The 15,393-nt window shown below is 72.8% G+C and carries 1 protein-coding gene (only partly in view); it reads left to right on the top strand.

The window, feature by feature from the left end:
• On the top strand, positions 1–15,393 hold the final stretch of the coding sequence (locus ACT89H_RS19105; protein WP_445109973.1) for a WXG100-like domain-containing protein. The gene continues 19,851 nt to the left of window position 1, outside the view; only the last 15,393 of its 35,244 coding nucleotides appear in the window; the start codon falls outside the window, past its left edge; it ends in the stop codon at positions 15,391–15,393.

The following is a 15,393-nucleotide window of genomic DNA, read 5'->3' as shown; positions in this document are numbered from 1 at the left end:
GTCGCGGCACAGTTGCGCGCCGATGCCGCGGCGACCGGCAGGCAGGCGGAATTCCTGCGCCAGCTGGAGCAGGCCGGGTATCCGGGCCGCCCGATGGCGATGGCGCCGGTCGAGGTGAACTACCGGCGCGCGATGCACCAGCAGTACCTCGACGCCTACGACGCGGCGGTGGCCAGGGCGGAACAAGCCGATCCGGCGGCGGACGCGCAGCGGCTGCGGGAACTGGGACGCGCGGCGGGCGTCGATGCGCTGCTGGCCGGTGAGCTGTTCGACGGATCCTGGTCCGACGAGGAGAGCGCCAGCGCACGCAACGTCCACGGCCGCGACTGGGACGCGGCCCAGCAGCTGGATATCGCGAGCGACGTGTACCGGCCGACGAGCGCGGAAGCCGCCCGCGACACCCAAGCCTTGCTGCGCGGGCACGCCGCCCTGAACCGGGAGATCGGCCGCATCGACACGATGCGGGAGGGGCTGATCCCGCACCTGGACGGGTTCGACCCCGAGAACAATGTGTTCGACCGGCAGGCCCTGCGGCCGGATCGGTCGTTGCTCGCACACCTGCAAGACCTCGCCCAGGCGCGGCTCGAACTCGGTGACGACCAGCTGTCGTTGTTCCAGACCCAGGTGCGGGTACTGACCGACCTCGCGGCCGAGCGCGCTCGCGTGGTCGAGGCCCGCGACCAGCTCGCCCTCGAGCTCGCCGGGCGGGTCGGGCACGACCTGATGGACCGGCAGGTGCGCGAGGCCGGTGGCAGCTGGCTCACCGACCGGGTCGCGTGGATGCCCGGATCGCAGCCGAAGCTGTTCGTCGCGGAGACCGGCGATCGGTACACGCGGGTGACCGGCGACGAGGCGCCCTTCCGGTCGATTCGGGAAACCCTGTGGTACCGGGATGTCTTCGCCGATCGGGTCTGGGTCGACATAGACGACTCCGGTGAGGTGCGGTTGCGTCGTCAGGAGACGAGCCCGCGCGACGTCTGGTCCGAGGAGGACGGCCGCTGGATGCGCGAGCGGCCGGAGGGACGGCGCGACGCGCCGGACCGTTCCGCGGCCGGGGAGCCGACCCCGGCCGGCCGGACGGCCGAGGAGAAGACGCCCGCCGACCACGCGGCCGAGCGGCTCGACCGCACGCTGTTGGAGCTGGACGGCGACAACCATCGCACGTACATGACCATGCGGGGCGAACGGGTGCGCGGCGAGGGGAATTACCCCGGCCGGTGGGCGATGAGCACCGTCGACCGGCTCGGCGTCGAGCTGCGGTTCACGCTCGAGGACCCACCCGCCGCGCGCGACGGCAGGCAGGTGCTGCGGTCCGACACCGGCTACGTGCCGTTCGCCGAGACCATTGTGCTGCACCTGAATTCGTCGGCGCTCGAGCTCGCCGAAACGATCGTCCACGCGGCCACCATGGCGGACCGGACGCGGGCCGCGGGCGACGGGACGCTGGAGCGGGTCACCCTGTCGCGGGACGAATACATCAGCACGATGCTCGACCGCCAGGCCGAGGCGCACGCACGGGCCTTCGAGTTCACCCGGGTGCGCGATCGGCGCAATTCCTACCGCAGCGCGGACGAACGCCTCCCCGACGAGCCGCGCACCGTCGACCACGAGGACCTACTGCGTCAGACCTACGACGAAGCGCTCACGAAGGCACGCAAGATCGCGGCGCGCGCGTACAAGGGCAACTCGTCGGTCCGGGACACGATGCTGGACGCGGCGGCCTTCCGCGCGGCCGTGCGCGAGGTGCGCGCGGCGCTGGTCGAGCGGGGACCACTGGTCGACGGCGTCGACTACGCCACCTACTACGCCCGGGAATGGGACCGCGCCAACGGATTCACCGCCGCCGACCTGGACCACGCCCCCAATCCGCACAAGCAGGACTCGCCGGAGCTGCGGCGAATGCGTACCGCCGACTTCGCGGTCGAGATCGAAACGCTGCGGATGCTGCGCGATTCCGGCCGGTTCGTCCCGGTCGGCCCCGCTGAGACCGCCTACACCCAGGCATACGACCGGGCCTACCGGAAGGCACAACGCGCCGACGACCCGACGCCGCCGGAGCGTCGCGCGATGGACGCGGGGCTGGCCGCCCTCCGCAAGTACGTGGACAAAGTCGGCCTGCCCGAGGCCGAGATCGCGATGGAGGTCGCGCGATCCGGCGCGGACAACCAGGGTGAATACCAGCCGTGGCCGTTGGCCGACGATCCGAGCACCCGGACCAGGGTGGCCACCGAAGAGGTCAGCGATCTCGGCGCGGCGCGGCGCGCGATCGCCGCCCAGCTCGATCGGTACCCCGAGGGTGTGCGCCTGACCGAACGCATCGCGCTGCTGCCCGACGAGCGGTTCGGCGGTCAGCGACTCGTCATCGCGGCGCAGCGGGGCGGCCATATCGACGCATTGCGCGAACTGTCCGTCCGGAACGCGGAGTACAGCGACGTGCTGTGGGCCGGGACCCAGAACCGCCAGTACCTGCTGGTCACACCCGGCGAGGAGGACGGAAGCACCCGCTGGCTGAACTCGGGCCAGGCGGAGGGAGCGTACCGGGCGCCGAGCAGCCACGAGGCGATGGAACAGTTCCTGGCGCACTATCTGCGGTATCGGCTGGCACGCCACACCGATCTCGGCTTCGAGGCCTGGTTGCGCCAGCTCGGTCCGGAGAACTTCCACACCAGGAAGGACCAGCGCGAGGCGGACTCGCAGGAGGCCTACGAGGGCAGCGCGAACAAGGGCACGCTGCGGCCCGGCGCCCTGCGGAACTTCCGCACCGAACCGGAGGTCGACGAACCCCATCCGGCGGTGGTGGCGCACCGGCTGGCCACGAGGCAGGTGCCGCTGCCCTTGCACGGTGGCCGAGGTGTGTCCTGGCCCCGCAGCACCCTGGGGCGGATCGAGATCGCCGACTACACGTTCGGCATCGTGCTGGAGGCCGACGGCAACGGTGGATGGCGGGTGCCGGCCCCCAACGGTGATGGCGGCCTCGACGACGCCCTGAGCCAGTTGTTCCAGGGCATGTCCGACAAGAGCCACAAACGGTTGGCCAAGCGGATCGCCTCGATGCTCGAGGATGGCGGGGCCGATCTGATCCGGCGCGAACCCCGGGGACGGTTGCGCCGCATGGCCGGCCGACTGTCCTTCGGGTCGCCCGAGGATGCCCCGCGCGCGATCGATGCGGGCGAGCACGACCCGCCGCAATTCGATCGGCCGCGTACCCCCGATTCCGACGATGGACGCCGAGCCGAGGCCGATCGGCGGCAGGCGGTGCTGGACCGGCTGGCGGCGGAGAACCACGCCGCCGTCCGTGAACGCGACGCCGCCCACGCGGCGAACGATCCGGAACGGCTCGCCCGCGCCGAGGAGCGCGTCGAGCGGCTGGACCGGGCTTTGGCGACCGCCCTGGAACGCGACGCGTTGCTGCGCGCCGATGCGCGGCCGGTCACCGACCGGGTCGGCATTCTCCCGGGCGAGCCGCCGATGGTGCTGGTGGTGAATCTCGGCGGGACGGATCCGGCTCGTGCGCTGGCCGATGCCGCCGCACGGTATCCGGAGGTGGCGGACGCGCTCGCCCAAGGCGCGCGGCCGCGCGAGTTGCGGGTCGATCCGGACGGCGCCATCCGGGTCGTGCCGATCGACCCGCGCGCGGACGCGACCGCGGGCGAGGGGCCGCAGCAGACCGCGGCCGGGCGGCGATCCGATGGCCCGGCCGACGCGGGCGAGGCCGATATCGTGCAGCCCGGCCCCGACGACGATGCCGCTACCGCGCAGCCCGCTTCGGGCGACGGCGGTGCTGAAAAGCCGCCGACCACACCGCCTTCCGCGGACGATCCCGGCGACGAGTCCGGCCCGCCATCGGACTGGTACTTCCGGATGCGGATCGAGCAGGCCGACTGGGCGGCGGACATGGCCGCCGACCACGCCGCCTGGCTGCGCGAGTCGGCCGACGCGAACCCGGACGACCAGTGGGCGCGATTGCGCGCCGAACAGGCGGAATGGGACGCCCGGATGGCCGCCGACCGCGCGGCCTGGTTGCGACTGGAGCAGGCGGAGAACGAGACCTGGTCCGCAGGCCTCGAAGCCGACCGGTCGCGGCGCGCCGCCGACGCCGATCCGGACGACCCGTGGGCGGAACTGCGCGCGCAACAGGCGGAATGGAACGCCCGGATGGCCGAGGACCGAGCGCAATGGTTGCGCAGGCTCTACGCGCCGATCGGGACCGAGCGACACGCCGATTCGGGCACACCGGACGCGGGGTCCTCGATACGGCCCGACCCGGAGCCACCGTCCGCCGCCACCCCGGAGGGGGGCACACCTCCGCTCGGCGCGGACGAATCGCGTGCCGCCGCCGCCGATGACGATCCGCGCGTTCGGATGTCACCCGAGACCAGGGCGCAATACGACCGGCTCACAACCGAACTCGAGCAGGCGCGGGCCCGGCGAGACGAACTGCGCCTGCGGCGTGACGAGCTGGCCGGACGGCTGGCGATCGACGACGCCGACGACTGGGCGGCCCTGCGACCCGGGCCGGACGGCCTGGACCGGACGCTGGATGACCTGCGCGGACGGACGATGCCGGTCAGCGACATGCCCGAACGCCTCGCCCGGATCGACGAAATGGAACAGACCGCGCGGGACTTCGCCGACGCCGACGCGGACACCGCTCGCCTCGAAGCGGAACGCACGGACCTGGAACTGTCCACCACCCCGCTGGGTGAATACGACCAGCTCGTCCAGCAGCGTCAGACACTGACCCGGGAACGCGAGTTCTGGCGGGCCAAACGTGACGGCCGGGCCGCGCGCTGCGAATCCTGGAGTGACAACGTCGTTCTGGACGAGTCGGCGTTGCGCGGGGATCAGCTGGAGGCCACCGTCCTGCGGCTGTACGAGACCGCGAACGTCCGGATGATCGACGACATCGGCGGCCCCGACGAAGCGCCGCACACCGATCGGGTCACGCCGGAGCCACTGGAACTCGAGCATCGCAGGCGGACGATCGAGAAGCTCGCCGCGGCCGCCGAGCAGGTCAACCAGCTCGACGAGCAGATCCAGCAGGTGGACCAGCGGCTCCACCAGTTGCGCGCGGCCGGCGTCGGCGTGGAACGGTCCCGGCCGCAGGACGTGATCGACGCGCTGGAGCGGCTGGCCCAGCAGCGGGCCGACGCGCTGCGCGAGGTCCAGCCGCTGCGACACGAGCGCGACAACCTGGCCGCCCGCTCGGGCCTGCTGGACCAGGACGGACGAGTCGATCAGACGGCCTGCGAGCCGGAGCGGCTGGACCGGACCGTGGCCGACCTGCGCGCGGCGGTGCGGGACGGGTTCGCCGACGGCACGCTCTCCGAGCAGGAGGCCGCGGCTCGCCACCGCGACATCGACGCGCTCGACGCCGTCGCTCGTGCGGTGAACGACGCGCACACCGCGATCGGCCGGATCCAGGACGACATGGCCAGGGTGTCGGGCGCGTACCGAGACCTCATCGAGCGCGGGGGCGGCCGGATGGTGACCGACCGGGTCGGCATCGTCGAGGGCGAGCGGCCGCGCATCATCGTGTTCGGTCCCCGGCCGGACCCGGCCGCACCGCGCGCCGATCACGACGCCGCTCTGGCCGACGCCCTGCGCCGAAGTTCCGAGGTGGCACAGGCGATTGTGCGTCCGGAGACCACGGTCGACTACCGGCACGTGCTCGCCGACCGCGAGGACAACGTGCGGGTGCGGGACACGGACCCGCCCGAGATCGAACGGTTGAGCACCGGGTGGATCGGCGGCCGCCGCCTGGACATCACCTCGTGGCGCGACGCCGACGGCGTCTGGCACCGCGTCGACCCGACCCGCCCGGACTGGGAATTCGGCCGCGACCGTAGCGAACTGCCGAAGAAGTACTCGCCGAAGGAACTGCCGGACGGCGTCAGCGGGTGGGCGATGGAGGACGTCGTCAACGACATCACCCTGCCGACCGACAACGTTCCGCCCGGCATGATCCCGGAGAGCACCCTCCCGTTGCACATGCCGCAGGCGCCTTCGCGGTACGACACCTCGGGCATCGACGAGAAGGACGTGTTCACCCAGCACTGGGGCGGTGATTCGTACAACGTCGTGCGCCTGCTGCTGATGGCGGCGCAGGTGCCGAAGCATCCGGCGGTGAAGGCTTGGATCCAGCGTCATCCGGAGATCGGCGAATGGGTGCAGGCGCGGCCGTGGCTGCGGCATGTGCCGCCATTCGGCACGGTGTTCCGCAACTACGAATGGTTCGCCCCACCGCAGCGCAACATCCAGCCGATGCACCGGCCCTGGGATACGGCCGACCATGTGCCGCCGGGCGACCGGGTCGACATCCCGGAGGCCCTGCAGCGCGAGTGGGACCGCGACATCGCCGCCTGGCAGCGGGTCCAGGACTGGGCGGACGGGGAATACCAGCGGTTCCTCGCCGACGACACCGACCTCGACCGGATCGCCGACGGCCTGGACCGGCATCGGCGCGCCGAGCGGGAAACCCGGGCGCGCGAGGTGGTGGACGCCGTCGCGCGGCTGGTCCGGCGCCAGCCGGGCATCGACCCGCTCGGCGACGTCGACGCGCAGCTCGCGCGCATCCACGATGACATCGACCGGGTGGCGGGCGGCCTCGCCGACCGGTTCGCCGCCGCCGACCCCGAGTCGATTCGCGACACGGTCGCGGACATCCGCGAACTGCTCACCGGCGGTGGCGATCCCGAGCAGCTCGCGACCGCGCTCGCCGAGCACATGCGCGACGACGTTCCCGTGTTCACCCGCGAGGAATTGGCGCGCATCAAGAACCACCTGATGGTCGACGAGCACCGGGTACGCGACCACGGCGACCCGCACGGCCGGTACGTGCGCACGCGGATGGATCGCCTGGCCGATGTCGCGGAGGCGTGGCACCGCCTGATCGACGGCGCCGGGCTGCCGCAGGATTTCGTGCTGCTCGACGACATGCTGGCCGAGGCGCGATTCCTGGACGACAATCCCGGCGCGAGCTGGCAGCAGGCCAACGCGCACGCGATCGGGCTCGGCTACCACTGGGATGCCGATCGCCCGCCGTTGACCGATTGGCGCGCGGGCATCCCGTACGCTCCCGCTCCGCTTCCGCCGAACCCGGGCTACCTGCCGCCCGCACCGGGTGCGACGCCGTCGCGGCCGCATGGACCAGACGAAGGACCCGGAAGCGGCGAGCGCCGCCCGCCCACCGGGAACGAGCTGCCGCGTCCGCGGGACGAAGACGCCGCGACGCCGAACACCGACGGCGGCGCGCAGAAGCCACCGGAGGACCCGCCCGCCCCCGCGCGTGCGGGCGAGCCCGACGAGCCCGACGACTCGGGCGACGGCGAGCAGGGCGCGTCGCGGACCGACCGCTCCGAGGGCGAATCGGATGCGGCGCAGGCGTCGCCGCGCCCGGACGAGTCCGGTGCGAGTTCGCCGGACGAACCGGGGAACGCCGCGTCTCGGGAGTACGGGGCGCAGCCACCTCGGCAGGACGACTCCCCGTCCTCCGCCGCGCGGGACGACGCGCACCGAGCGCTCGCCGAACTCGACGAGCTGCACCGCCGAATCGACCAGCAGCTCGACGACCTGTTGCGCCGCGCGGGTGCGGATCTGGACCGAATCGAGCAGCGCGCGCTCGACCGCCTGGCCGAAATCGAAGCCGAGCTCGCCCAACGGTTCGACGAGCTGTCCGCTCGGCCGGACCGCGGCGTTCCGCCCGACGGCGAGGTCCCGCAGCCCGACTCGCCCACGGCCCGCACCGGCGCGCAGGACTCGGCCGAAGCGGCACTGGAGCGCATCCGAGCGGAATTCGACGACGCGGCCCGCCGCACCGACGAACGATTCGACGAGCTGCTTCGCGACACCTTCGCCCAGCTCGACGCCATCACGGCCGATCTCGACCGGCATTTCGACGCCGCTGTCGCCCGACTCGACCGGCTCGCCGCCGGACCCGACGACGCTGTCCACCCGTCTCCGGAGTCCCAGGCACTGGACGAACTGCACGAGCGCCTGGTAGCCGAACTGGACGAAATCCAGCGCCGCGCCATGGACCGCCTCGCCGGCCTCGAACGCGAGCTCGACGAGTTCACCACCGGCCCGGTCCATCCGGAAACACCGCCCGGGACATCCATCGCGGAAACCCCGCAGGGTGCGGACCCGACTTCGCGGGCAGCCGATCACGACACCGCCGGACCGGCGCGCGCGGCGAAACAACCAACAGCTCGGTCCGCCGAGCGTGCTGCGGCGGAGCGGGCGGCGGCCGAGGCGCGGGCCGAACTCATGGCCGCTCGCCGTGGCTTGCCGGTGAACGATGAGGATCTGACGCGGGCCGCGTTGGACGATGCGCTCGAAGGCCTGCGCGGGCGGACCATGCGGGTCGATGAGCAGGGCTCGTGGCAGGAGCGGGTTGCGGAGTTGGAGCGTGCCGCGCGGCGGGTGTTCGACGCCGAAGACGAACTGGCGCGGTTCGACAACGACCGTCCGGGGTCCGCTCGGGCCGCCGAGGGCGGGTCGACGCCACAAGACCCGCGCACACAGCGGGTTTCCAGTGACGAGGAAGCCGGAGCCGACGAGCCGGTGCATGCCGACGCCGATCCTGAACGCTCGGTCGCGCAGAAGGACGCCGGGCCGCACGACTCGCCCGATCAGCAGGCAGCGGGCGGCGAGCCGCCATCCGGGCCGCCGGCCCCGCCTGCGCACACTGAGCCACCGGCCGGCGGCCGTCCGGAAGGTGCTCGCCGCACGGGCAACCCGGTCCGCGACGTGCTCGAGTTCCTGCGCGAGCAGCGCGATTGGCCGAACCAGCGCGACGCCGAACCGCTCACCGAAGCCGAGATCGAGCACGTTCGCCTGCTGACCGAGGCGCTCGGTCTCGACGAGCGGTTCGCCGAGCTGCGCGATCCGCTGGCCGCCCTGGCCGAGCTCGCCGAAATCGCCGGAGCACGTGGTTTCCTCGATGACGCCGACGGCCCGCGCATGCGTTACCCCGACGATTTCGAACCGCTCACCAGCGCGGAACGCTACGGCGACGAGCAGTTCTGGCTGGCCGAGGCGCCGGACGACGGCCTGCGTGCGGTGCGGGACGACTTGCGCCGCGCGGGCCTGCCGATCGAGCAGCCGCGGCCGCCGCAATTGCCCGCGGCTCCCACGAGCCCGGATGCCGTGCCACCCGCCGACCCGGGCCGCCCGGCCGCCGCCGACCCGGCAAGCCTGTCCGCGCAACGGGACGCGGCGGCCCGCGAATTGGCCGAAGCCCGCGCCGAACTCGCTGATGCCCGGCGTGGTCTGCCGGTGAATGACGCGGATCTGACGCCGGCCGCGTTGGACGATGCGCTCGACGGCCTGCGTAACCGCACGTTGCGGGTGGAGGAGCAGGGCCCATGGCAGGAACGGGTCGCGGAGTTGGAGCGGGCCGCCCGCCGCGTGTTCGATGCCGAAGCAGCAGTCGCCCGGCTGGACGATGCCCTCGCGCAAGCCGCCGACCCGCACTCGGAGGCGAGCCGAGAGCGTGCCGGAGATGCGCACGCGCCCGAGTCGTCCTCCCGCATACCGCACCCCGAACCGATCGACCAGACCCGCGACCGGCTCGCCCGCCGCTTCGGCCTCGACGAGGACGATCTGTCGCCGGAGCAGCTCGGCGCGACCATCGCCGACCTGCGCTACCGAAACCTGTTGCAGGCGGGCATGGTCGAGGCGCTGGCGGCGGCGACCGAGCGGGCGGCTAGTACGCACCATCCGGACTTGCGCGCGCAGGTGCGGGATACCCGCGACGCCTGGGCGCGGCGGCTGCGCATCGATCCCGCCGACCTGGATCGCGATCCCGCCGGAACAGTGGCGCGGGCCCGCGCCACGGTGCGCCGCGACGCGCAAGACATCGCCGACCTCGCCGACGCGGTCCAAGCGGCGCGCAGGCAGACCGGCGCCGAGCCGCCCGAGCCGGGGGAGAGCCGCCGGTACACCCTCGAGGTAGATGGCGAGCGCGTGCCCGCGCGGCTGGTCGCCGACGACAACGACGGCTGGCGGGTCGAGACGCCCGAACGTCACGACGCACCCGAACCGGCGGACACCACCGTCCCCGCACCGCGGCAACCGGAGCGGCCGAAGTCGCGGCTGCGTCGCCTGTGGGAGGCGCTCACGGCGGGATATCTCGGCGAGACCCCGAAGTACCCGTCCGGCTCCGGTGTCGACAGCGCGGGCCAGTCGCTGCTCGCCCACGAAGCGGGCCTGCCGCTCACCAAGCATTACGATCCGACTCCCGCGCACGGCGACGAATACGAGGTGCTACAGACCAAATTCAGTCCGGTCCGCATCCTCAAGGAAGCCGTCACCATGTGGCGGAAGCGGGAACTCATCCCGTTCCTGAAGCACCTGACCTCCCGGGTATCGAGTCCGGCCGCCGAGTACGGCACGCCGATCGCCCGCGACGGCGGGGAGTACCGGTACTGGTTGGAGGAAGCCGATCCGGAGCTGGTGCGCCGGGAACTCGGGGTAGAACTCGCGGAGCTGAAGCGACAGGCCGAGGACGCCGCACGCGCGCTCGCCGCGCCGGACACCATGCCGGAGCTGACCGACGGCGAGACGCTCGACGCCACCCCGGACCCGTCCGTGCGCCCCGGCGAGGAGTTGCCGGCGAGCACCGGTGAACTCGCGGACTGGCTGCACGAGTTGTCCGAGGCAACCGTCCGGCGGCAGGAATTGGCCGACGCCTTGGCGGCCGCGGCCGATGCCCTGGGTGTCGACCTCGGTGAGCCGACCCCCGAGAACGTCCGTCGGGCCGTCGATCTGCTGCGGTACCAGCAGGTCCGCCGGATCGGCGCGCTCACCGGTCTCGCCGAGGCGTCCCGCCGGTACAACGCCGAGCACGAGCGGATCCCCTACAGCGACGAGGTCGGCTTCTTCGACGCCAACCCGATGAACCGCTTCCTCGGTGAGGTCGTGCGCGCCTTCGGCGGCAACCCCACCCTGCTGGACTGGCAGGGCGTGAACAACGGCGGCGAGCCGAGCCGCGAGTGGGGCGACCTCTACGACAGCGATCAGCCGGGCCAGGACCAGGGCCTGCGCGCGTTCTTCGAGAACGCGCTGCGCCGCGACCAGATCAAGGACGAGCGCTCGGTGTGGGCGCAGCTGCTCGGCACCGATCTGCACGCACTCGACGCGGATCAGCTCGCGAACACGCTCGCCGAGGAGATGGATCGCATCCGCGAGCACGCCGGCGGCCTGACCGCCTTCCTGACCGACGCCGACGAGTTCTTGCGGGCCGATGCGGCGGCCGACGAGCTCACCGGCCTGATCGGCGACATGGCCGGGCGGGACTGGGTGCTCGCGCGGGGCGGTGCGCTGCTGGAGGACGGCACCGGGCTCGGCCTGGTCCCCGGCGAGCCCGGTGGCCCGATGCGGTTGGTGGTCGTGGACGGCAGGCTGGGTCACGACCGGGTCGTCGCCGATGCGCTCGCGGCGCACCCGAGGCTCGCCGAGGCGGTCAACGAGGGCATCGTCGAGGTCCACTATCTGGTCACCGACGTACATCCGGATCGGATCGCGATCGTCGACGGCGGGGCGACGCGGGTGCGGCACTTCACCGGCGCGGTCGAGGGACGCGCCTTGGATGTCACCGTGGTGAACGACGGCGACGGCTGGCGCGTCGTGCCGGACGCTCCCGTGGACACCGCCGCGCTGCCCGCCGCGGACGAGGCGCCGGAGCCGTTGTCGCGGGAGGAGCTCGGCGCCGCCATCGGCGAACTGGCCGAGCGCCTCGGCATCACCGACGCGGAGCTGGGCTCCCCGGACCTGCTCGCCCAGCGGCTCGCGGTGCTGCACGACGAGAACGCCATTCGCGCAGGCCAGATCGAGGCGATCATCGATTACGCGCGTACCGCATGGGACATCGACACTTATCACGAGGTCGGCGACGCCCGGAATGTGCTGGCGCACCGGCTCGGCCTGGATGCCGCCGACATGACACCGCAGCGCCTCGCCGAGGCGATGGCGGACCCGGATATCCGCAACGCCCTGCGGCAGCAGCGGGCCGAGGCGCTGGTCAAATACGCGAAGCTGTTGCGCGGCATGGACCGCGCCGCGATCGATGCCGCCAACGATCGGCTGGTCCGGCGCCTCGACGCCTTGCCGGGAACGGTGCGCGTCACCGGCGTCGGGCAGTTGGGCGAGGTGATCGCCAACCTGTCGTATCGACCGAACCTGCACCCCGACCTGGTCGACGCGCTCACCGACTACGCCGACGCTCTCGCCGCAGCCGACGTGTTCGACCCGCGCGCCCACGGCGACCAGGCGCTCGATCCCCGCGTGTCCGATGTCGAGTTCCCCGTGCACGACAAGGCGGTTCGCCACCTGCTGGAGGTCATCGGCGACGTCGTCCACCTCACCGAGGCCCCCGGCCGGCTCGGCATGCTGGACGGTGCCACCGGCATTCCACCCGGCCCCGACCGCGGGGCCGGCCGGGACTTCGCGCGACTGGTCGGCGTCGACCTGACCGACGCGGGTCCGCAACGGTGGGCCGAGGTCTACGAGGTCTACCGCGACGGCAAGCTCGACCAGAACGAGCGACTGACCCCCGCGCAGCTGGCCGAAGTGCAGGCCGCACTGCGCGCCGAGGTCGTCGGGCGGGCCGACGACATCGCTGCCCTCACCGACCTCGTCCAGCGCGCCGCCCGTGCCGATGCGGAACGCCTCTCCGCGCAGCGTGACGCGGCGGCTCGGGAGTTGGCGGACGCGCAGGCCGATCTTTCGGATGCTCGCCGCGGTTTGCCGGTGAACGACGAGGATCTGACGCGGGATGCGTTGGATGACGCGCTCGATGGTCTGCGTGGGCGGACGATGCGGGTGGATGAGCAGGGCCCGTGGCAGCAGCGGGTCGGAGAGTTGGAGCGTGCAGCCCGTCGTGTTCTCGACGCCGATGCGGAACTGGCTCGCCTGGACGACGCGCTCGAGCAGGCCGACCGGGCGACCGCACAAGACACCGGCCACGCCCCCGAAAGCCCGAATGTCGATGCCGATACCGAGCGCGCCAGTCTGTCGGCCCAGCGTGACGCGGCGGCGCGTGAATTGGCCGCCGCCCAGGCCGATCTCACGGTGGCTCGCCGCGGATTGCCGGTCGACGACGCGGACCTGACGCCGGAAGCCCTAGCTGATGCGCTCGAGAATCTGCGTTCGCGGACCATGCGGGTGGACGAGCAACAGCAGTGGCAGAACCGGCTCACCGAACTCGAGCAGGCCGCCCGCCGTGTCTTCGACGCCGGAGCGGACGTGGCCCGGCTCGACGACGCCCTCGCGCAAACCACCCAGCCGCCCGGCCCGCCGTCGAACGACCCAGCACCAGAGTCGACTTCGGAATCTGCCCGGGCCGACACGGATGCGGAGCATGCGCGCCTGTCCGCGCAGCGTGACGCGGCGGCTCAGGAGTTGGCGGACGCGCGGGCTGCGCTCGCGGATGCTCGGCGTGGTTTGCCGGTGAGCGACGAGGATCTGACGCGGGATGCGTTGGATGATGCGCTCGATGGTCTGCGCGGGCGCACGATGCGGGTGGACGAGCAGCAGCCGTGGCAGGACCGGGTCGGACGCCTCGAGGATGCGGCTCGGCGGGTGTTCGATGCCGAAGACGAGTTCGCCCGGGCCGAAGACGCGGTCCGCCGGGCCGATCACGTGGCCGGGGACCGGGCGGAGGCCGATGCGGCCCCGTTCGCCGATCGTGATGCGGCGGAACGGAACTTGGCGGACGCGCGGGTTGCGCTCGCGGATGCTCGGCGTGGTTTGCCGGTGAGCGACGAGGATCTGACGCGGAATGCGTTGGATGACGCGCTCGATGGCCTGCGCGGGCGCACGATGCGGGTGGACGAGCAGGGCCCGTGGCAAGAACGGGTTGCGGAGTTGGAGCGTGCGGCCCTGCGGGTGTTCGATGCCGAAGAGGAGCTCGCCCGGGCCGAAGACGCCGTGCGTCAGTTCCGTTCAGAGCGCTCCACGCATCGTTCTGCTCAGGAGGGCGACTCCGGTTCGCGGGCGGCCAGAGGTGCCGGGCACACGTCGCCCCGGGAGCCCGACGGCGGCGAGGATTCGTCGAACAGCGGAGCTCGCGTACCTCGTGACGGAGCTGAGGAGTCGTCGGGCGACGCCCGCTCGAACCGCGACGATCATTCGGAGCCGCCCGAGGGGTCGTCCGGACCGGGCTCGGCGCGTCCCCGCCGGATGCCGCCGAATTGGGCGCTGCGCTCGCACATTCCGCATCCGCCGAAGGACTACGAGTTCGAGATGCCGGGTCCGTTCCGGAACGAAGTGGAACCGTGGCCCGTCCCGATGCCGCAACCGCAACCCCCGAACCCGCCCCAGCCGCCGGTGCCCCCGAACCCGCCGGTGCCGCCCCAGCCGCCGGTGCCGCCCCAGCCGCCGGTGCCGCCCCAGCCGCCGGTGCCGCCCCAGCCGCCGGTGCCGCCCCAGCCGCCGGTGCCGCCCCAGCCGCCGGTGCCGCCCCAGCCGCCGGTACCGCCCCAGCCGCCGGTGCCGCCCGTGCCGCCGGTGCCGCCGGTCCCGCCCGTGCCGCCGGTCCCGCCGGTGCCGCCCACGCCGCCGGTCCCGCCGGTGCCGCCGGTGCCGCCGGTGCCGCCGGTGCCGCCGGTGCCGCCGGTGCCGCCGGTGCCGCCGGTGCCGCCGGTCCTGCCCACGCCGCCGGTGCCGCCGACTCCGCCGGTGCCGCCCACGCCGCCGGTCCCGCCGACACAGGCTCCCTACCCGCCCGGCCAGCCGACACCGCCGTACCCGCCGACGCCACCCGGACCACTGCCTCCATACCCGTCGACGCCGACTCCGGGACCGTCCGCCCCACCGTATCCGCCCACGTCACCGAGTTGGCCGGGCTACCCGAACGGACCGAGCCTGCCCGACGGCACGGTCCCCCCGGGCATGCCCATGCCCCCGATGCCGCCCGGCATACCGATGGCGCCATCGACGAACGGCGGCGGTCGGCCGGCCAACGGCCGCGGGCCGCGTGGGAACGGGCACCGCGCCCAGGACTCCGGACGCGGTATCCCCGTCCGCCCGTTCGCCGGCTTCGGCGTGCCCGCCGAGTTCGACCCGAGCACCGGCGCGCTGCGGGCCAACCCGTCGGATGCGGCCACGCACAGCGGCGTCTACGGTGAGCTCGGTGGCGTATCGGTGGTGTTCTATCGACACGACGGCAGGCTCGTCCTGCGAGTCGGCGACCGCACGGTCGAGCTCGACGGGTCCGTCGGCGTCGAGTGGGGCACAGTGGGGTGGCGCACCACCCGGTTCGCCGTAGCCGTGGGCGGCGTCGTCTTCTGCGAGCTGACCTATCGCTCGGTGCCGGCGGAGATGGACATCGGTGCGCTGGTCCGAGCCGTGGTCGACGACCCCGTGCGCCGCGCCGAGATCTTCGCCGGATGA

The organism is Nocardia aegles, assembly GCF_052545135.1.
This window is presented reverse-complemented; position numbering and strand designations above follow the sequence as displayed.